We start from the raw sequence: 20758 nt of genomic DNA, 5'->3' as shown, positions 1-20758 counted from the left end.
ATGAATAATAATATAGATTTAAGCAATTTCGATAACGAAAACGAAGAAGCAGAAAACATTAATTTTGCTGAAATTTTACATAAATACCTGTATCATTGGCCAGTATTTATACTTGCACTTATTGTGTGTTTTAGCCTCGCGTTTTTATATCTACGCTACACTCGACCTGTTTATCAGGTTACAAGTACTTTGTTAATTAAAGATCAAAAGAAAAGTGGTAACCCTGGGGATTTATTGAATGAATTAGATCTGTTTGGAGGATCTAAAGTGGTTGAAAATGAAATAGAGATCTTACAGTCTAAAACCCTGATGCGTAAAGTAGTTGATCGGTTAAATTTAAATGTGAGCTATCAAGTAGAGGCTAGGGTGCTTACAGTAGATTTATACGAGCAACGTCCAGTTAATTTTATTTCTATTGGTCTAGATAGTGCGCTGTATGGAAGTACTTTTAAGCTAAGCTTTCCTAATGAAAATCAATATGTTTTAGAAGATACCAAAATTCATAAAACAGTTAAAGGAAATTTAAATGAAATACAAAGAAACAGATTTGGTGTTTATAAAATCGATAAAACAAGGTTCTTTAAAAAGAATAGTAAACAAGTAATCACCTTGCAATTTTCTAATCCTGTTGCAATTACAAATCAGTATTTAAGCAGGCTGTCAGTCGCATTAAAAAATAAAGTTTCCTCTGTTTTGGTGTTAAATTATCAGGCCACCAATATACAGCGGGGTAAGGATATTTTAAGTACTTTAATACAGGTTTACAATGAAGCTGCTGTTGTAGATAAGAATCAAACTATTCAAAGCACCTTAAATTTTATAGATGAACGTTTAAAACTGATTAGTGGAGAATTGACTGATGTAGAGAAAGATGTAGAAAATTTTAAAAGTGGCCAAGGTTTAACAGATATCAGTAGTCAGGCTAGCTTATATTTAGATAATGTAAAAGCCAATGATGTACAATTAAATCAAGTGAACCTACAAATTGATGTCATCAAGGATATCCAACGCTACGTCAACTCAAATTCTTCTCAAGAAAAGTTGCCAACCACAATGGGCATTTCCGATCCCGTACTTTCTTCTCAGATTGTGGAATTGAGTGCATTGCAATTGAAAAAAGACGAACTTTTAGCCACTACTCAACCAGATAATCCAATAGTTGTACCTATAACCAAACAGATAGAGTCTATTAGAGCTAACATAAAAAATAGTGTGCAAAATATTTATAATTCATTAATGATTACCAAGCGCTCGCTTGCTCAAAATAATTCTAAATACGAAGGCTCTATCAAACAGATTCCTAGCCAGGAAAGACAATACATTAGTATTAAACGCCAGCAAGGGATTAAAGAAACGCTTTATTTGTACCTATTACAAAAAAAGGAGGAGGCAGCACTTTCGTATGCAGCTTCAGTCACCGACAGCAGGGTAGTAGATGATCCATTTTCAAATAATACACCAATATCCCCTAAGCGACAGCTTATTTACTTAGGCGCCCTTTTATTGGGAATTATATTGCCTGTAGGCTACATTTATGGAAAGGATTTATTAAACAATAAAATTTATAGTAGTTCGGATATTAGCAAAATTACCAATGCTCCTGTATTGGGCGAAATTTCTCTTTCTGATAGTGATCAACCTATAGTTGTTCAAGCTAATAGTAGAAAAGCTATTGCAGAACAATTCCGGTCAATTCGAACTAACATGCAGTTTTTATATGGTAAAGGTGTTGAGGGTGTAGGCCATGTTACCCTATTTACTTCGAGTATGTCTGGAGAAGGAAAGAGTTTTGTGGCAAGTAATGTCGCAGCAGCCCTAGCTGTAAGTGGTAAGAAAACCGTTCTTTTAGAATTAGATTTAAGAAAACCTAAAATTAGCAAGTATTTAAACTTAAACAATAAGGTTGGATTTAGTAATTATTTAATAGGGAAAGTCAAGATAGATGATATTATTCAACCTTCTGGAGTTAACCCTAATCTTTTCGTAATCGGATCAGGACCAATACCTCCTAACCCTTCTGAATTGTTAATACAGAATGAGATCGAAGAATTAATGACTTATTTGAAAAGTAATTTTGATGAAGTTGTTATCGATACACCACCAATTGGCCTAGTAACTGACTCCCAAATATTAGCAAGGCTAGCAGATGCATCTATTTACCTCGTTAGACAAGGGGTTACCAGTAGAGAACAAGTTAAACAGTTAAACAAATTATACGCAAGCAAGAAATTCCCTAAATTAAACCTGATTTTGAATGGTATTGAATTGGGTGGACGGTATGGTTACGGGTACGGCTATGGCTATGGTTATGGCTACGGTTATGGCTATTATTCTGATGATGTTTCCTCAAAAAGAAAAACAATCAAAGTACTGTTTAAAGAATTCATCAAAAGATTTTAATTAAATACCAAATATCTATTCATGAGTTTAACGATTGAAACAATTCTAATTACGGGCGGAGCAGGATTTATCGGTTCTAATCTAACAGAATACTTTTTAAATAAGGGATATAAAGTAAGGGTATTAGATAATTTCGCTACAGGTCATCGGTATAATATCAATCCTTTTCTTGCCAATCCAAATTTTACGTTGATAGAAGGGGATATCCGTAATCTAGCGGATTGCCGAAACGCTGTTAGAAGCGCAAATTATGTATTACATCAAGCTGCACTTGGGTCTGTGCCACGTTCTATTAACGATCCAATAACTAGTAACGATGTGAATGTTTCTGGATTCTTAAATATGCTAGTAGCGGTAAGAGATGCACAGATTAAACGATTTGTATATGCAGCAAGTTCAAGTACATATGGAGATTCGGAAGCTTTACCAAAAGTAGAAGATAAAATTGGTAAACCGTTATCACCCTATGCTATTACCAAATATGTAAATGAACTGTATGCCGATATTTTTGCAAAGACGTATGGATTAGAATGTATAGGCCTTAGGTATTTCAATGTGTTTGGTAGAAGACAAGATCCAAAAGGAGCTTATGCTGCAGTAATTCCGAAATTCGTGATGCAATTAATGGCTCATGAGAGTCCTGTGATTAATGGTGACGGAGAGCATTCACGTGATTTTACATACATCGATAATGTCATTCAAATGAATGAGAGAGCAATGACTACTTCAAATAAAGAAGCAGTCAATACAGTGTATAATACCGCTGTTGGAGATCGAACTACATTAAACCAATTGGCAAGCTACTTGAAAAAATATTTGTCCGTCTATGATCCTGAAATTGAAACTATTAAAATAAAGCATGGCACAAATCGTGCTGGCGATATTCCGCATTCATTAGCAAGTATTAAAAAAGCGCAACAATTATTAGACTATCAACCGTCACATAAAATTGGGCCCGGATTAGAAGAAGCAGTAAAATGGTATTGGGAGAACTTAAAATAACTCATAATTAAATAAATGAATGCACCAAAATTAGCCGTAATTGGTTTAGGGTATGTTGGCTTGCCTCTAGCAAGATTATTTGCAACAAAATATGCCGTGATTGGCTTTGATATAAATGCTAATCGTATTGCAGGTTTACGTGCCGGAAATGATAGTACATTGGAAATTTCAGATGAAGTACTTCAGGCAGTATTGGTGCAATCACCTCAATCGGAAAAAGGACTGTATTGTTCCTCTGATTTAAGTGATATCGCAGATTGTAATTATTATATCGTTACTGTACCCACACCTGTGGATAAGAATAATAGACCGGACTTAACCCCACTATATAAGTCAAGTGAAACTGTGGGAAATGTGTTAAAGAAAGGGGATATCGTAATTTACGAATCTACTGTATACCCTGGTGTTACAGAGGAAGAGTGTGTACCGGTATTAGAAAAAATATCAGGACTAAAGTTTAATGAAGACTTTTTTGCTGGATATTCGCCAGAAAGAATTAATCCTGGAGATAAAGAACATACGGTTGAAAAAATATTAAAAGTTACAGCTGGCTCTACTGCTGAAGTTGGAGAAAAGGTGAATGAACTTTATAAATCGGTTATTACAGCAGGCACTCATCTAGCACCTAGTATCAAGGTCGCCGAAGCGGCAAAAGTAATCGAAAATTCACAACGCGATATCAACATCGCTTTTGTAAATGAACTGGCTAAAATATTTAATTGCATGGATATTGATACCCATGCCGTTCTAGAGGCTGCGGGAACGAAATGGAATTTCCTCCCATTCAAACCTGGATTAGTTGGGGGACATTGTATTGGCGTAGATCCTTATTACTTGGCACAAAGAGCACAAGAGTTTGGTTACCATCCAGAAATTATATTGGCTGGCCGTCGCTTGAATGATAGTATGGGAGAATATGTGGCTTCTCAAATTGTTAAATTAATGATTAAGAAAGGTATTACAATAAATACCGCAAGTCTGTTGATGTTGGGAATAACTTTCAAAGAGAATTGTCCTGATGTACGAAATACTAAAATTGTAGATGTTATTTCTGCTTTGAAGGATTATGGTATTACGGTAGATATATATGATCCATGGGCAAATCCAAAAGATGTTCAACATGAATATAAATTAGAAACGAGCCAAGAGTTGCCATCAAAAAAATATGATGTAGTTGTTTTGGGAGTTGCGCATAAAGAATTTTTGTCAATAGACTTAAACAATTTTAAAAATAACAATGCAATTCTATATGATGTTAAAGGCATCATAAAAAATAATGTTGATGGTAAGCTATAGTTGATATAGGTCACATTAATGGTTTAATATAAAGTGCTGTAGAATCAAAATGGATAAAAATATACAAATGGTAGATCTTAAAATTCAATATCAAAATATTGAAGAAGAGATAGATACAGCAATTAAAGATGTTTTAACAGGTGCCCATTATATCAATGGCCCACAGGTAAATGAATTTGAAACCAATCTGGGTTCTTTTTTAGGAGATGTAAAGGTGGTGGGATGTGCAAATGGTACAGATGCATTACAGATTGCTTTTATGGCATTAGGGCTAAAACCTGGTGATGAAGTTATTGTACCAAGTTTTACCTATGTGGCAACTGCAGAAGTAATTGGTCTATTGGGTTTAATCCCTGTAATGGTAGATGTGGATCCTTTTACTTTTAACATTACTGCAGAATTGATTGAACCTGCAATAACATCAAAAACAAAAGCAATTGTTCCGGTGCACCTTTTTGGTCAGTGTGCGGATATGGAACCTATTATTGAACTTGCAAAAAAGCACGGCCTAAAAATTGTAGAAGATACTGCACAAGCTTTAAGTGCTGTTTATACGTTTTCTGATGGTAGGAGCTTAAAAGCAGGAACAATGGGAGATATTGGATGTACTTCTTTCTTCCCTTCTAAAAATTTAGGATGTTTTGGAGATGGTGGAGCATTATATACGAATGATAAGTTACTGGCTGAACAAATTAAAATGGTGGCAAATCATGGTCAGCGTAAAAAATATTACCATGAAGTACTCGGAATAAATAGTCGCCTTGATACCTTGCAAGCAGCTATTCTAAATGTAAAACTTCCGTATTTGAAATCATATAGTGAGGATAGAGAAAAAGCAGCTTCTTTTTATGATAAAGGATTGCAGGATATAGGTGGTATAACCTTGCCAGTTAGATCTCCTAAAAGTAGTCATGTTTTTCATCAATATACATTACGAGTAGCTAATGGCAAAAGAGATGAATTGCAACAATTTCTAAAGAACCAAGGTATTCCAAGTATGATTTATTACCCATTACCATTATTTGAACAAGAAGCGTTTAAAAACATAGGTAGGGTTGTAGGCAAACAAGACATTACAATTTCACTTTGCAAAGAAGTTCTTTCCTTACCTATACATCCAGAAATTACGCAAGAAACGCAAGAGTATATTATCAATCAGATTAAAACTTTTTTTAATGGATAAAATTTTCTTTTCACATGAGACTGCAATAATTGATGAAGGTTGTGAAATTGGTGCGGGCACAAAAATTTGGCATTTTTCTCATATTATGACCAATTGTGTAATTGGCGAAAACTGTAATATTGGTCAAAATGTAGTGGTTTCTCCAGAAGTAGTTTTAGGGAAAAATGTGAAAATTCAAAATAACGTATCGATCTATACTGGGGTTACTTGCGATGATGACGTTTTTTTAGGACCATCGTGTGTTTTTACCAATGTAATTAACCCGAGGAGTGCTGTAAATCGTAAAAATGAATATTTAAAAACACATGTAGGAAAAGGAGCAAGTATTGGTGCAAATGCAACCATTGTTTGTGGCCACGATATAGGTAAATATGCATTTATTGGTGCTGGGGCAGTTGTTACTAAAACTGTAAAAGATTATGAAATAGTGGTTGGTAATCCGGCAAAACAAATGGGTTGGATGAGTGAATTTGGTCAAAAATTAATATTTGATCGGGAAGGAAGGGCAGTATGTTCAGAGAGTAAAGAAGAATACCTGATATTAAACGACAAAGTATCAAAAAGGAATGCAAAATAAAATAAAATTCGCTGTTATAGGATGTGGGCATATCGGTAAACGACATGCAAGTATGATTTTAGGTAATGATCATTTCGAGTTGGTTGCACTTTGTGATGTTAAACCTAAAGATACCTTAGGAGTTGATGCCTATTCGACAGCTCAATTCTTTTCATCCATAGATGAGCTTTTAGCCTCAGGATTAGTTATTGATGCTGTAGCAATTGCCTCACCTAATGGTTACCATGAAGAACACGCATTAAAGGTATTAGAACGTAATTGTCATGTGGTTATAGAGAAGCCGATGGCTTTAACAAAAGCCGGTTGCGAAAAAATCATTTTTAAAGCACTTCAAAAACACAAACAAGTATTTTGTGTAATGCAAAATAGGTACTCTCCACCTTCCGTTTGGTTGAAAAATGTTTTAGACCAAGGGATTCTTGGAAAAATATTTATGGTTCAAACTAATTGCTATTGGAATAGAGATGATAGATACTATAAACCTGATCCAAATACGGGAAAGCCTACAACTTGGCATGGCACTAAGAAATTAGATGGTGGAACACTATTTACCCAATTCTCTCATTTTATAGATTTGATGTATTGGTATTTCGGTGATATTACTAATATAAGAGCTCAGTTTAACGACTTTACGCATAAAAATAGTACAGAATTTGAAGACTCTGGCTTTGTGAGTTTTGATTTCATGGAGGGTGGAATGGGAAGTTTAAATTATTCTACAGCAATCTGGGATAAAAACTTGGAGAGTTCTATTACTATAATTGGCGAAAAAGGTTCGATAAAAGTGGGTGGGCAATACATGAACGAAGTAGAATACTGCCATATTAAGGATTATGAAATGCCAGAGTTAGCAGCAAGTAATCCACCAAACGACTATGGTCCGTACAAAGGGTCAGCAGCAAATCATCATTACATTTACGAAAATATTTCCGATGTAATAAATGGAGAAGGAAGTATTACTACAAATGCGCTAGAAGGACTTAAGGTGGTAGATATTATTGAACGAATTTACGCATCATAAAATGAGCACAGATGAATTTAGAAAAATTGTTATTTTCGGAAGCTACAATAAGCAAAGTGTTGGCGATAAGGCTATACTGATTTCAATAATCGATTTACTTTTCAAAAATTCTATTGAAAAAATATACGTTGAAGTAATTTGCTTTGATGTTGAAGCCATTAAAGAAGAACTAAAGGTGTTTTCTTGGTTTGCCTCCGTAAATGTTGTTCCTTTTCAGGAGAAATCATCAAGTAATAGTGTAAGGCAAAGCCCATCAAGGGGAAAAAGCAAATGGAAAAAAATCATACCACTTGGTATTTTACAGACTTTAAACTCTCTTAAATTCTATTTTAAATATAAACCAAACTTTGATACCAAGGCAGATTTACTAATCATTGGTGGTGGGAATTTGTTGATGGATCTTTTCCCTTCTTGGCTAATCATGCCATTTTTAATCACAAGGAAATTTAAATGTCCATATGTTATTGCTGGGGTTGGTGCATTTCCAATTAAAACCAACTTGGGTAACTTTTTAATCAAGCAATTGTTAAAGAAATCGTCATTTAATTTTGTTAGGGATCAAAATACATATGACTTAATCAAAAACAAATATAAAATTGATTGTCACCTACATCCTGATTTTGCATTTTCATATCCAAATAATCTGAAACAGACTGATGAAATGGTTGAAGATATTGTAGCAGTTAATGTTGCACCAGTGTTTGGTGAACATTGGCCTTACAGGAATATAGTTAAATATAATAACTTCATTAATATAATATCTGAAAGTTTACATGCCGAGATTTTATCAAAAAATGCAACGAGTAAAATATTATTTTTTGATAGTAATTATCCAACTGATCGATTGGGGGCAATAGATGTGATAAATCATCTGATGGCTAAGGGTATAGATAAGTCTAGGTTAATTTATGAAGATAAGTTAATTAGTAGTTATGGACTTATACAGATGTTTCTTAAAGTAAAGTACTGCATAGTGACAAGATTACATGCGGGAATACTTGGATTAGATGCTAACCTGCCTGTTTTGGGTATTGCTTATCAGCCCAAAGTTAAAGATGTGTTCGATCTTGTAGGATTGGGAGGAAATGTGATTGATATTGAAGATATTGACAGCCTACCAAATTTATTGAGAGATTACTCTAGAAATAGAGATAAGTATATTTTAAATGATGAAGTGAAGCTTAATTTAGAACGAAAAAATCAAGAAGTCATTGAAAAAATATTAAAAATTATTAACTAGTAGCTATTAAAATAATTTTATGAGTCAGGGAAATATACTTCTAAAAAATACTTTTATTTATGCCATAGGTAATTTTGGCTCAAAAATTCTTACCTTTCTTTTACTTCCCTTATACTCATATTATCTATCTACAAGTGATTTCGGGATATATGATATTATTTTAACTTCCGTTAGTTTATTAGTTCCAGTTGTTACAATGCAACTGTCCGAAGCTTCCTACAGGTGGTTACTAGATGCTGGTGATGATGAAGAAGTGAAATCCATAGCCATTACCAATGGATTTACGGTGATATTAACAAGTGCGATTTTTTATTGCACCATTTATGTTGTTTTGTCTTTCTTCATCGATTTTAAATTAACAATATATTTTCCAATAATTTTGTTTATCTCAAGCTTTGTGCCTTTTTTTCAGCAGGTAGCACGTGGTTTAGGGAAGAAAAAACTATACTCAATTGCAGGCATTATCAGCGCATTTTTTGTATTGGTTTTTAATGTCTGTTTTTTGATTTTATTTGATCTAAAGTTAATTAGTTTGCTATTGGCAATGATATTTTCTAATGCAATTGTATTAGGATTTCTTATTATTTCAACAAAGGTGTTTAGATTTTTTTCTATAGGCAATCTTAGCATTCACCATATTAAAAAGATGCTGCACTATTCGTGGCCGCTTATTCCTAATACAATAAGTTGGTGGCTTATTAATGCTGCCGATAAATATATAATTTTATACGTGTTACATACCGAGGCAAATGGTATATATGGTGTTTCAAGCAGATTTCCAGCTATCATTGCTCTCGTGAACTCCATTTTTTTAATGGCTTGGCAGGATGAGGGAATAACGACTAAGGAAAGCGATTACTCTGATAAAAATAGTTTTTTTTCTAGAACTTTCCATAAGTTTATCACTTTTGAACTCACGTTCGTAGCAATATTAATCTGCATATGCCAATATTTGGTTAAATACTTTCTGAGTGTTAAATTTTATGATTCGTGGCATTATATTCCATTACTTTTTTTAGGGGTCGCGTATTCTTCTTTTTCCGCATATATAGGGGTAACCTACCAACGTGCTAAAAAAACAAAAGGTATATTTACCACAACAATAATTGGAGGACTGGTCAATATTCTAGTAAGTGTACTTTTTATGAAGTATATTGGTCTTTATGCTCCCGCACTAGGAACTTTTTTGAGTTTTTTAATAGTATATATGGTTAGAAAGAAAGAGACAAATGCCTTTTCACCAGTTTATGTTGACAACAGAAACTTAATATTGCTGACACTTTGGGGTCTTGTTTGCTTAGGGTTTACATCTTTTAATATCCTCTACGTAAATATTGTATTTACGGGAATCTCTATATTTATATTTTTCAGATACAACCGTCCTCTTATAGCTATTGGTTATAAATTTTTAAAAAGAGATAAAAAATTGTCTTAAAATTTTATTATGATTTCATTGTTTAAGTTTCTCATTACCTATCGTAACAAATTAATTTTGGGAAAAATTACTAAATCGTTTGGGAGCGTTGGTATTGGGACCAAAATTTGGAAAGATATTAATGTGTCTTTTCCGAAGAATTTAGTGATTGGAGATTATGTCTATATAGGCCCTAATGCATTTATCCAAGCTCTAGGCGGAGTAACTATTAAAAAAGGTACAATAATAGGCCCTGACTTAAGGTTATACACGGCAAATCATAAGTTTAAAGGTGCTAAGTCTATTCCCTACGATGAAAACTATGAAAGAAAAGCAGTTGCTATAGGAGAAAACGTATGGATCGGTGGAGGAGTAATAATTCTTCCAGGCGTAAGCATAGAAGACGGAGTGGTTGTTGGAGCTGGAAGTGTAGTTACTAAACCAATACCAAAAATGGCTATTGTGGGAGGGAACCCTGCAAAGATAATTGGTTATAGAAATGAAGGTGATTATGAGAAATTAAAAGCCAATGATATGATTTATATGAAACTAAAAGGCTCTGGCTTAATTAAACCGAATTTTCATAATTAATATTTCTAATATTTAAGTAAATCAATGCACATCCTTTTAATTCCTTCTTGGTATCCTATGCCAACAAAACCACTGGCTGGCACTTTTTTTCAAGAGCAAGCCTATGCATTGAAATCTAATGGAATAAAGGTTGGTATTGTAGCGGTTAACCAACAATCCATAAAAAAAATCGGAGAAAAATTATTTAATAAAGGAACAGTTTACAATATCATAGATAACGGCATTCCCACATACATTCAAGAAATTCGCTCATGGTTACCTAATATTCCATACGGAAACGCATTGTTGTGTAAAAGAGCATTTCATAAAATGATCGATTCCTATATTGAAGAAAATGGTACTCCAGATCTTATTCATGCTCATTCAGCATTTTATGGGGGTTATGCAGCTATAACCTATAAATTAAAAATTAGAACCATATTAACTGAACATAATAGTGGATTTGTAAGGGGTTTATTTAATAAAACTTGGAAAAAAGCACTGATGCGTAAGGTGTTAGAGAATGTAGTCGCTAAAATAGCTGTCAGTAATTTTTTTTCGGAAGCTTTGTTTCAGCTTTTCCCTGAGAATGGAAGATGGATAACGGTTCCAAATATTGTTGATGCCAGTTTTTTTTTAAAACCGATTGAAAGAAATAATTCATCGAATATAACTTTTTTAAACGTTGGTTTTTTAACTCCCGTAAAAGGTCAAAAGTCTTTACTAACAGCTTTTTCCATTTTTTGTAAAGAAATATCAAATGCACATCTTTTAATTGGAGGTGATGGTCCTTTAAAAGATGAATTAGTTAATTATTCAAAAGAACTTAACATCGATGAAAACGTAGTCTTTTTAGGTAACCTATCTAGAGATGAAGTGCGGCACCACATGAGGAAAGCAGATTTTTTTGTGCTTAATAGTAATTTTGAAACATTTGGAGTTGTATTAATTGAAGCTCTAGCAGCTGGTTTGCCTGTTTTGAGTACTAGGTCTGGCGGCCCCCAAGATATTATAAATGATTCAAATGGAATTTTAATTGAAAATTATAATCAGAATGCTTTAGTTGAAGGATTGTTAAAATTATATCATCATAAGAGCTTTTATGATAAAGAGAAAATAAGAAAGGACTGTTATGATAGATTTTCTGGTGAATCAATCGTAAGGTTATTAAAAGACGTTTATAACAAAGTATTATCTAATTAATTTAAATGAAAATCATAACTATTATTGGTGCAAGACCACAATTCATTAAGCATTTCCCTTTTGAGAAAGCCTGTGAAGGAAGATTGGAATTGAAAACTATTCATACGGGACAGCATTACGATGCCAATATGAGTGAAATATTTTTCGACCAGTTAGGTATGAAAAAACCAGATTATACTTTAAGTACAGGTAGCGGAAATCATGGAGAGCAGACAGCCTCTATGATGGTAGAAATAGAAAAAATTGTATTGCTAGAGCAACCAAATGGAATTGTAGTTTACGGGGACACTAATTCAACATTAGCAGGGGCTTTAGTTGCGTCAAAATTACATATTCCAATATTTCACATTGAGGCGGGTTTAAGAAGCTTTAATAAAAAAATGCCCGAGGAAGTAAATAGGATACTAACTGATCATATTTCAGATTTACTATTTACACCTTCTGAAGCTGCAAAACTTAACTTAACTAATGAAGGCATAACAAAAGGTGTATATGTGATTGGTGATATCATGAAAGATTTAATTAAATATGTAAAGGAGAAGGATCTTATAGGTGTAAGACCAATTCAAGAATCTTATTATTATGTTACATTACATAGACCTTACAATACAGATGATAGAGAAAGGCTAAAATACATTCTTGAAAATTTGAATGATTTATCTAGCAAAGTAATCATGGCTCTTCATCCTAGAACTAAAAACTTGATGGAGAAGTATAGCATAGACCTAAATCAGTTTTCTAATATTTCTTTTATCGAGCCGCAATCATATTTTCACAATCTCACCTATTTAACATTTTCAGATGGTTTGATTACAGATAGTGGTGGAATGCAAAAAGAAGCCTATTGGTTAAATAAAAACTGTATCACGATTAGAACTGAAACGGAATGGATAGAAACTGTAACTTTGGGAGGAAACGTTTTAGTTTTTGATGATTTAACTTTAATACAAAATGCAATTGATAAGAGCATTGAAAACTGGGATAGTAATTTATATGGTGATGGCAATGCAGCCACTCAAATAGTTAATAAAATAGTTGGTTATGTATGATTTAAATGTTAGTGAGAATAAGTAGATGAAAAAAAAGATACTAATTATTTCATATAGCTATCCACCATCAAATGCACCTGCAGCACAACGACCTTATACTGTAGCAAAGTATCTTAACAAGGAAGAATTTGATATTACAGTAATTACTTGCGGTAATGCAGATAGCTCTTTAGGTTATAATGAAGGCTTCGATCCAGAATTACCAGATGTTAAGCTGATCAAGATCAATAGTTTGGTAGGCAGTGGCGCATCCACTCTTAGAAAGAGCAAAATGGGTGGGAATAAAAGTTTAAAAAATAGCATCAAATCATCTCTATTTGATTTATTTTCATCCTTGATTGTTCCAGATAAAGCAATCTTTTGGTATCCGAAGGTTAGAAAATACTTGTTGGCACATCCAGATCTAATTTATAAGTCAGATGTTGTGTTTACAACTTCCCCTGCTTTTTCAAATCATTTAAGTGGTAAATTTATAAAATCACTAAACAAAAATGTTTTTTGGGTAAGTGAAATGAGAGATTTCCATGCATTAGAAAAAACGGAAAATGCTAGGAGCATAAGACAAATTATAAATAAAAAACTGGAACAATCGGTTATAAAAGAATCTGATAAAGTTTCTTTTATATCTTATGCCATGCAACATATTTATTCAAATTATTATACAAAGTTTAATCATAAATTTGGCGTTATTTATAATGGATTTGACTTGTCGGATTTTGAACATTTAAATATTGTTAGGACACAAAATAGAAAACTAACGTTATTTTATGCTGGGAGCTTTTACCGAGGGGTAAGGTCTCCTAAGCCTCTATTAGAAATATTAGATAATTTGATAGCTAGAGAGTTAATAACTGTTGAGCAACTTGAAATTCGGATAGCAGGTAATTTCGAAAATGAATTAATGGAGGAGATCAAAAGGTATAAATCTAGTACATCTATTAATTTCATAGGTAATATTCCTAGGAAGGAGGTACTTTTACAATTAGTGTCTGCAGATTTATTATGGTTAATTGTAGGGAATAAATCAACCCATTATACTGGTGTGCCTATTAAGTTTTTTGAATATATTGGAGCCCGCAGGCCAATAGTGAACTTTGCCCCAGCTATGTCCGAGCCTTCGAGGATTATTTCTGAAAATAACTTGGGATGGAATTTTGACACCTCTAATTTCAATCTAACAGAGTCGGTCGAAACTTTCCAGCAGATTATTAATGATTATAAATCTGGGATATTAGCTGAAAGTTTAAAAAATAAATCCTTTCCTGAATTTGATAGAGAACACCAAGGAGTTCTGTTTGGAAAATTATTTAATGAAATTTAAAATTAGAATAACGGATTTAGATTATGTTTAAAAAAATAAAAGGGTTTGGGTTGCCGTTACTGTTTATATTACCAGTTGCTGGTTTTTTCACCTCTTTATTTAACATACGCTCTAAGAGTAGCGCATTCATATATATTGCTTTTGCCATGCTTTTTGGATATGCCATTTCATTTTCGGATGCTTCTTCAGACTCTCACCGATATGCTGAGGCATTTAGCAGATTTGACAATACGCTTAATTATAATGCAATTGTACAGCTGTATAGAAACGGTGAGTTGAGGGATATGTATAGGCTACTTTTGTTCTATTTTGTTTCTTTATTTTCAAATAACCCGAAAGTAGTTTATGCTTTTGCAAGTTTAGTGTATGGGATCTTTAGCTATCTATCGCTTTTGATTTTTGTTCGGGAAAGAGGTAATAGATGGGATAAGTATGTGTTGGTGTTAGGGTTAATATTTTTTACTATGATCTCGTTGGCGAACGTAAATAGTTTTAGATTTAATACCGGGGCTTTAGTCTTATTTTATTCAACCTATCAATTCGTTATCAAAAGAAAAACGATTTGGGTATTGGGAATCTTAATTACACCATTATTTCACTATGGTATTATATTGATGGTTCCGGTCTTGCTATTGTATAAATTATTGGAGCGTATCTTGAACAATAAGGATAAGATTAATTCATGGTTGTTTTACGCTTTTGTTCTTGCCTTTGCAGTATCCTGGGTTCTTGGTTCCAATACGATAAATCTGGGATTTTTGAGCCAAGCAGATGTTTTCTCTGGAGCTGTTGGAGCTCGAATGAAATATGTCAATAGCTTAGAAGTGAGTAATTTAGTTGAAGGTAGGAATGGGTCATCAATTTTTTTAACTTTACAAAAGGCTTTTGGATACGGAATCAAAATTTATGTTTTTGTAGCAGCTTTGTTCATTCGATATTGGCTTAAAATTGCCACAGGAAATAAAACGGAATATATAAGATTATTTAATTTTATCTTGTTTTTTTATACAGTCGCCTTTATAGCAAGTTCAATTCCGTCAGGTGGAAGATTTCTAAACATTGGTCATATGTTTATGATATTACTTTTAGGTAAATTTTACGCTGTTTATAGGGGTAAACAGATAAAAAACCTTTTAACATGGGCTATACCAGTGTTTTCATTTCATATCGCTTTTATAAATTTCATGTTGCCTTTTTTGATTTTATCCCACACGTTTTGGTATGGCAACCTTTTTTGGATTATAATTGAAGGATTAAGTTTTCAGGTACTATAAGGGCATTTTAAGAACACATGAGAAAGATATATTCAAGATTACCATTAGGGCTACAAAATTTAGCATTAACTTTAATAAATACCTATAAATATTATCAAAAATATGGTGCGATCCCACTCTTTAAACCTTTAAAAGGGATTGTTAAAGGGTTAGATATAAATGCATTTAATGATGACCTAACTCTCACAAGAATAAATAATTTGATTAAATATGCTACAAATAATGTTCCATACTATATTAAGAATAGAGCAGATTACCAAACAATAAAAACGCTTAACGATCTGGAAAAAATTCCCGTGCTAAAAAAAGGAACCTTAAAAGAACATAACAAAGATTTTATTTCAAGGGAAGCCAACAGATTTAATTCTTACAGCTTTAAGACAAGTGGTTCAACAGGCACTCCGATTTTTGGCGCAATAAAGAATTCTGAATTAAAGATGCGGTCACTTATGTTTTTAACTTCACTTAAAATTGCCGGCATTAATTATTCAAGGCCATTGGCAAGATTTCCTGGTGCTGATCTTGCAAGAAATGGAAAGGTTTATAGGCGTGACTTTATTAATGGCCATATGCTTTTCTCGATTTATCATTTGTCGGATGATAAAATATTGGAGTATTTCCGTGCCCTAAATGATTACAAAATCGAAATATTAGAAGGATATCCATCCACCCTTGTTTCATTAGTTAGGTTATTCAAAGCAAAGAACCTTAAACTACCAAATGTTAAAAATATACTTACCACTGCAGAAAAACTCTTGGATCATCACCGACAAGAATTAGAAGAGTTTTTTGGTATTAAGGTTTTCGATTTTTATGGCTCATCGGAAGGTTCTGTGTATATGTTTTCGACTGGAGAGGGATATTTAAATTGTAACAGGGTGGGTTATTTTGAATGTGTTGATGAAAATTTTGCTCAGGTTAAAATTAATGAGGTTGGAAAAATGTTAGTTACAAGTTTTAGCAGTTCCTTCACGCCGTTAATACGATATGATATCGGAGATTATGCTACTATAATTTCAAATGAAGATGATATAATTAGAGTTAGTGAAATTCAGGGGAGGCAAGAAGAAATATTTATTACTCCAGAAGGCAAAGCATTTGGTCGTTTCTCTTTAGTTCTAAAGTACTTGCCGTCTGAAATTGTGGAATCGCAATTAGTCTTAAAGCAACGTACTAACAAAATAAAGGTTGAATATATATCTGATAGAGAAGTAAATAACATTGAATTTAAGGAATTTGAAGATAGAATAAACTCTTTATTACATATGAGCTTTGTTTTTGAGTATAAGAGAATTTTAAAATTTGATAAGTCAAATAGAGGAAAATTGAGCGCAGTAAAACTATTCGCATAGCAACTTAAATATGTATGAACATAGATTAGTTAGATTGACTACCGTACCACTCTCTCTTCAAAAACTGATTGCTGGACAAATGAAGTTTATGGGCGAACATGGTTTTAAAGTAACCATGATATCTTCAGATTTTGAAGGTAAATCGGCACTCTCTGATAGTGAACAAGCTGAGTTTATTCCTGTGAATATGACAAGGACCATCTCGCCATTTGCAGATTTACAATCCTTATATCAGCTAATAAAAGTATTTAGAAAACTTAAACCGCAAATTGTTCATACACATACACCAAAAGCAGGTTTGCTTGGCATGCTAGCGAGCTGGTTTGTAAAGGTGCCTATTAGGTTACATACCGTAGCCGGTTTACCATTGATGGAAACATCGGGCGTTAAAAGAAAGATATTAGCAATTGTAGAACGAGTTACCTATAGCTGTGCCACTAAAGTTTACCCTAATTCAAGTAACTTAAAAGAGTTTATTATTCAACAAAAGTTTGCTAAAAGCGATAAGTTAAAAGTAATTGGAAATGGAAGTAGTAATGGGATAGATACCAATGTTTTTACAAGAACGGAGAAAATTGTGCAGGAAAGTAAGCAGATAGCCTCTCTATACAACTTAAAGGAAACAGATTTCGTTTTTGTTTTTGTTGGTCGTTTAGTGAAAGATAAAGGAATAGAGGAATTAGTTTTGGCTTTTGATCAATTGTCGGTAAAATATCCTGATTTAAAATTACTATTGGTTGGGCCCGAAGAGAAAGAATTGGATCCATTGTCTTTAAAATGCCTCGAGATTATTCATACAAATAAAGCAATAATCACAGTAGGTTATCAAAATGATGTGAAGCCTTATTTGGCACTCAGTAAAGCATTGGTTTTTCCGAGCTATAGAGAGGGGTTTCCAAATGTGCCCATGCAAGCGGGGTGTTTTGATTTACCCGCCATTGTAACAAATATTAATGGCTGCAATGAAATTATAATAGAGGGTGAAAATGGCTTAATTATTCCAACTAAAGAGAGTGAAGCATTAAGGAATGCAATGGAACGCTTATATTTGGATCAGAATCTTTATCGACATATGGCAGAGAAAGCTAGAAGCATGATAGTAGATCGATATGAACAAGAAAAAGTTTGGGATTTAATTCTAGCAGAATATCAAATACATTTAAAACAAAAAGATGTTATATAGTATAGTGAAGCGTTTTTTTGATTTCGTGTTCAGTAGCATGGCTTTTGTGGTGTTACTTCCAGTTTTTTTAATTATTTCGATTTTGTTGTTTTTTGTAAATAAGGGTAATCCACTTTTCTTTCAGTTACGGCCAGGTAAGAATGGCAAAATCTTTAAAATTTTTAAGTTTAAAACCATGACTGATCAACGAGATAAGAATGGCATGTTATTGCCAGATGAGGCTCGCTTAACAGCAGTTGGTAAATTTGTTAGAAAAACATCTATAGATGAAATTCCACAATTATTAAATGTGATTAAAGGTGAGATGAGCTTAATTGGTCCGAGACCTTTATTGCCAGAATATTTAGCTCTTTATTCTGATGAACAGCACCGTAGACATGAAGTGAAACCTGGTATTACTGGGTGGGCACAAGTAAATGGTAGAAATGCAATTAGTTGGAAACAAAAATTTGAATATGATGTTTGGTATGTTGATCATGTTAATTTTTGGCTAGATTTGAAAATAATAGGTTTAACCATAAAAAAAATTCTAATTAGAGAGGGTATTTCTTCAGCTACCTCGCTCACAATGGAAAAATTTAAAGGAAACTAATGCATATCATCGGAGCAGGCGGACAAGCCAGAGTAATTATAGATATTCTTATAGCAGCTAATCAAGCAATTGAAGGTGTTTGGGACGAAAGCACTACGATTAAAGCTGTATTAAATCAGCCAGTTCGTGGAAATTTAAAAGACTTTAAAGCAAGTGGTCTCCATCCTTTTATTATTGCAATAGGTAATAACTTGACTAGAAAAAAAATTGCAGAGGAACTTAATGTTGGTTGCAGAAGTGCTATTCATCCAAAAAGTGCAATTTCAGCATTAGCAAGTATTGGAGTAGGCACAGTGGTGATGGCGAATGCTAGTGTGAATGTAGGTACAACTATAGGAAAACACGTTATTATTAATACGAATGCCTCTGTAGATCATGACTGTCACATTGGCGACTATGCTCATGTTTCTCCACAAGCGGGTATAGGTGGAGGTGTGTATGTTGGAGAAGGAACACATATTGGCATTGGTGCATCCGTTAAGCATGGTGTAAAAATTGGGAAATGGGCAATTGTAGGTGCTGGTGCTGTTGTAATTAAAGATGTTCCAGATTATGCAGTAATTGTAGGTAATCCAGGGAGAATTCTTAAGTATAACCCTATCTAAATTAATCGATAAATTAGAAGTTGTTTGATTATAGCCTTATAAATACTTTGTCAAATTTGTAACAAATAAGTGGTTTAATCTTTAATCCACTATAATAGTTAAAAAATTAACTGTAAATTTACATTCTGTACTATTATTTAAGGTATTGGTAATATATAAGGCTTATTTAGTGATTATACAGTAACTAACATTCGTTAATTGGCATCGATTAAAAGTTACTTTTCTGTTTAGTTGATAATTGTTGCGATATATAAATTATTTTAATATTGAATAACATTTAATGAGTTCAAAAATCTGGCTTTCTTCGCCACACATGGGTGGCTCCGAGCAAAAGTATGTCAATGAAGCTTTTGAAACTAATTGGATAGCTCCTCTTGGTCCTCAAGTGAATGCTTTTGAACATGATTTAGCTAGATATACCGATACCAAATATGCTGCAGCCTTAAGTTCAGGAACTGGCGCATTACACTTAGCCTTAATTATGCTGGGTGTGCAACGTGGTGATGAAGTGATTTGCCAAAGCATGACCTTTTCTGCAAGTGCAAATCCTATTGCTTATTTAGGTGCTAACCCTATATTTATAGATAGCGAAAAAGACACCTGGAATATGTGTCCAGATTTATTACTTGAAGCTATAAAAGATCGCATGGCTAAAGGCAAAAAGCCTAAAGCAATTATTCCAGTTCATTTGTATGGCATGCCTGCGCAAATGGAAAAAATTATGGCTATTGCCAATGAATATGAGATCCCTGTAATAGAAGATGCCGCAGAAGCACTAGGTTCTACAATTAATGGTAAAGCAATGGGGAGCTTTGGGTTAATGGGAGTGCTTTCTTTTAATGGAAATAAAATTATTACTACTTCTGGTGGAGGGGCGCTATTATCTAACAATGAAGATTACATTCATAAAGCTAAATTTTTAGCTACTCAAGCTAGAGAAAATACGCCTCATTATGAACATAATGAAATTGGTTATAATTATAGAATGAGTAGTGTTTGTGCAGCGATAGGACGTGGACAAATGGAAGTTTTAGATGAGCGTGTAGAACAAAGAAGAAATAATTTCCAATTGTATAATAGGGCACTATCCATATTTGAAGGGATCACACTAATGGAAGAGCCTGCAGGTTATTATAGTAATCGTTGGTTAAGCACTTTATTAATTGATCCAGAAAAATCTAACGGAGTAACTAGAGAATTGGTTGCTGCTGAACTAGCTATTGACAATATAGAAAGTAGACCATTGTGGAAACCAATGCATATGCAACCCGTTTTTAAAGGTTCAGCTTTTTATGGTAATGGAATTTCAGCACAATTATTTGAAAAAGGCCTTTGCTTACCTTCAGGTTCTAATTTAAGTGCCGAAGATTTACAAAGAGTCATCGACAATATTTCCAAAACACTTTCTCGCCCAAAAAAAAGTGACCAATTCACTGTAGTGAATGATGAGTGCTAGATAAATTACAGTAATCAACA

At 33.3% G+C, this 20758-nt stretch carries 18 protein-coding genes; all 18 read left to right on the top strand.

The genetic code is table 11. From position 1 onward, the window contains the following. The 18 genes from HQN85_RS13440 to HQN85_RS13355 all read left to right on the top strand — a co-directional run bounded on the left by HQN85_RS13440 (position 1) and on the right by HQN85_RS13355 (position 20738). Positions 1–2400: a GumC family protein gene (locus HQN85_RS13440; RefSeq protein ID WP_173273083.1), complete on the top strand. Its 2400-nt coding sequence runs from the start codon at positions 1–3 to the stop codon at positions 2398–2400. 21 nt (positions 2401–2421) lie between these two features. Next, positions 2422–3402 (top strand): SDR family oxidoreductase, encoded by a 981-nt coding sequence (locus HQN85_RS13435; RefSeq protein WP_173273080.1) that lies wholly within the window; start codon positions 2422–2424, stop codon positions 3400–3402. A gap of 15 nt (positions 3403–3417) precedes the next feature. Then, on the top strand, positions 3418–4698 hold the full coding sequence (locus HQN85_RS13430; RefSeq protein WP_173273078.1) for a nucleotide sugar dehydrogenase: 1281 nt from the start codon (positions 3418–3420) through the stop codon (positions 4696–4698). A gap of 49 nt (positions 4699–4747) precedes the next feature. Then, entirely contained in the window at positions 4748–5881 is a 1134-nt protein-coding gene (locus tag HQN85_RS13425; RefSeq protein ID WP_173273076.1) for a DegT/DnrJ/EryC1/StrS family aminotransferase, read from the top strand. Then, entirely contained in the window at positions 5874–6458 is a 585-nt protein-coding gene (locus HQN85_RS13420) for an acyltransferase (protein WP_173273074.1), read from the top strand. Before HQN85_RS13425 ends, HQN85_RS13420 begins: the two co-directional genes overlap by 8 nt. Then, a complete protein-coding gene (locus HQN85_RS13415) occupies positions 6448–7479 on the top strand; it encodes a Gfo/Idh/MocA family protein (RefSeq protein WP_173273072.1) in 1032 nt (343 codons plus the stop codon). Before HQN85_RS13420 ends, HQN85_RS13415 begins: the two co-directional genes overlap by 11 nt. 1 nt (position 7480) lies before the next feature. After that, the gene (locus tag HQN85_RS13410) at positions 7481–8719 is read left to right on the top strand and encodes a polysaccharide pyruvyl transferase family protein (protein WP_173273070.1); all 1239 of its coding nucleotides are present in this window, start codon (positions 7481–7483) and stop codon (positions 8717–8719) included. Positions 8720–8738: 19 nt separating this feature from the next. Next, positions 8739–10154 (top strand): lipopolysaccharide biosynthesis protein, encoded by a 1416-nt coding sequence (locus HQN85_RS13405; RefSeq protein ID WP_173273067.1) that lies wholly within the window; start codon positions 8739–8741, stop codon positions 10152–10154. Between the two features lie 123 nt (positions 10155–10277). Then, positions 10278–10724 carry an acyltransferase gene (locus HQN85_RS15890; RefSeq protein WP_216847289.1) on the top strand — a complete coding sequence of 149 codons (447 nt, stop codon included), beginning with the start codon at positions 10278–10280 and terminating at the stop codon, positions 10722–10724. A 57-nt stretch (positions 10725–10781) separates the two neighbouring features. After that, positions 10782–11906, top strand: coding sequence for a glycosyltransferase family 4 protein (locus tag HQN85_RS13395; protein ID WP_173273065.1), 1125 nt, complete (start codon positions 10782–10784; stop codon positions 11904–11906). Between the two features lie 5 nt (positions 11907–11911). Beyond that, entirely contained in the window at positions 11912–12955 is a 1044-nt protein-coding gene (gene wecB / locus HQN85_RS13390) for a non-hydrolyzing UDP-N-acetylglucosamine 2-epimerase (RefSeq protein ID WP_173273063.1), read from the top strand. Positions 12956–12980: 25 nt separating this feature from the next. Further along, complete coding sequence (locus HQN85_RS13385; protein ID WP_173273061.1) at positions 12981–14276, top strand: glycosyltransferase family protein; 1296 nt, start codon at positions 12981–12983, stop codon at positions 14274–14276. Positions 14277–14299: 23 nt separating this feature from the next. Continuing rightward, entirely contained in the window at positions 14300–15550 is a 1251-nt protein-coding gene (locus HQN85_RS13380) for an EpsG family protein (RefSeq protein ID WP_173273059.1), read from the top strand. A gap of 17 nt (positions 15551–15567) precedes the next feature. Continuing rightward, complete coding sequence (locus HQN85_RS13375; protein ID WP_173273057.1) at positions 15568–16902, top strand: phenylacetate--CoA ligase family protein; 1335 nt, start codon at positions 15568–15570, stop codon at positions 16900–16902. Positions 16903–16912: 10 nt separating this feature from the next. Beyond that, positions 16913–18085 carry a glycosyltransferase family 4 protein gene (locus HQN85_RS13370; protein WP_173273055.1) on the top strand — a complete coding sequence of 391 codons (1173 nt, stop codon included), beginning with the start codon at positions 16913–16915 and terminating at the stop codon, positions 18083–18085. Continuing rightward, entirely contained in the window at positions 18075–18677 is a 603-nt protein-coding gene (locus HQN85_RS13365) for a sugar transferase (RefSeq protein ID WP_173273054.1), read from the top strand. Before HQN85_RS13370 ends, HQN85_RS13365 begins: the two co-directional genes overlap by 11 nt. Next, positions 18677–19282 (top strand): acetyltransferase, encoded by a 606-nt coding sequence (locus HQN85_RS13360; RefSeq protein WP_173273052.1) that lies wholly within the window; start codon positions 18677–18679, stop codon positions 19280–19282. The genes HQN85_RS13365 and HQN85_RS13360 overlap by 1 nt, the downstream gene beginning before the upstream one ends. A gap of 280 nt (positions 19283–19562) precedes the next feature. After that, complete coding sequence (locus HQN85_RS13355) at positions 19563–20738, top strand: DegT/DnrJ/EryC1/StrS family aminotransferase (RefSeq protein ID WP_173273049.1); 1176 nt, start codon at positions 19563–19565, stop codon at positions 20736–20738. Positions 20739–20758 lie beyond the last annotated feature (20 nt).

The sequence above is a fragment of the Pedobacter boryungensis genome (assembly GCF_013204825.1).
Lineage (GTDB): Bacteria > Bacteroidota > Bacteroidia > Sphingobacteriales > Sphingobacteriaceae > Pedobacter > Pedobacter boryungensis.
This window is presented reverse-complemented; position numbering and strand designations above follow the sequence as displayed.

Bases quoted from the DNA above. Each gene is read 5' to 3' on its own strand.
- HQN85_RS13420 (WP_173273074.1), top strand. From the start codon at position 5,874: ATGGATAAAATTTTCTTTTCACATGAGACTGCAATAATTGATGAAGGT.
- HQN85_RS13385 (WP_173273061.1), top strand. From the start codon at position 12,981: ATGAAAAAAAAGATACTAATTATTTCATATAGCTATCCACCATCAAAT.
- HQN85_RS13375 (WP_173273057.1), top strand. From the start codon at position 15,568: ATGAGAAAGATATATTCAAGATTACCATTAGGGCTACAAAATTTAGCA.
- HQN85_RS13405 (WP_173273067.1), top strand. From the start codon at position 8,739: ATGAGTCAGGGAAATATACTTCTAAAAAATACTTTTATTTATGCCATA.
- HQN85_RS13415 (WP_173273072.1), top strand. From the start codon at position 6,448: ATGCAAAATAAAATAAAATTCGCTGTTATAGGATGTGGGCATATCGGT.
- HQN85_RS13395 (WP_173273065.1), top strand. From the start codon at position 10,782: ATGCCAACAAAACCACTGGCTGGCACTTTTTTTCAAGAGCAAGCCTAT.
- HQN85_RS13380 (WP_173273059.1), top strand. From the start codon at position 14,300: ATGTTTAAAAAAATAAAAGGGTTTGGGTTGCCGTTACTGTTTATATTA.
- HQN85_RS13425 (WP_173273076.1), top strand. From the start codon at position 4,748: ATGGATAAAAATATACAAATGGTAGATCTTAAAATTCAATATCAAAAT.
- wecB (WP_173273063.1), top strand. From the start codon at position 11,912: ATGAAAATCATAACTATTATTGGTGCAAGACCACAATTCATTAAGCAT.
- HQN85_RS13355 (WP_173273049.1), top strand. From the start codon at position 19,563: ATGAGTTCAAAAATCTGGCTTTCTTCGCCACACATGGGTGGCTCCGAG.
- HQN85_RS13430 (WP_173273078.1), top strand. From the start codon at position 3,418: ATGAATGCACCAAAATTAGCCGTAATTGGTTTAGGGTATGTTGGCTTG.
- HQN85_RS13435 (WP_173273080.1), top strand. From the start codon at position 2,422: ATGAGTTTAACGATTGAAACAATTCTAATTACGGGCGGAGCAGGATTT.
- HQN85_RS13360 (WP_173273052.1), top strand. From the start codon at position 18,677: ATGCATATCATCGGAGCAGGCGGACAAGCCAGAGTAATTATAGATATT.
- HQN85_RS13440 (WP_173273083.1), top strand. From the start codon at position 1: ATGAATAATAATATAGATTTAAGCAATTTCGATAACGAAAACGAAGAA.
- HQN85_RS13370 (WP_173273055.1), top strand. From the start codon at position 16,913: ATGTATGAACATAGATTAGTTAGATTGACTACCGTACCACTCTCTCTT.
- HQN85_RS13410 (WP_173273070.1), top strand. From the start codon at position 7,481: ATGAGCACAGATGAATTTAGAAAAATTGTTATTTTCGGAAGCTACAAT.
- HQN85_RS13365 (WP_173273054.1), top strand. From the start codon at position 18,075: ATGTTATATAGTATAGTGAAGCGTTTTTTTGATTTCGTGTTCAGTAGC.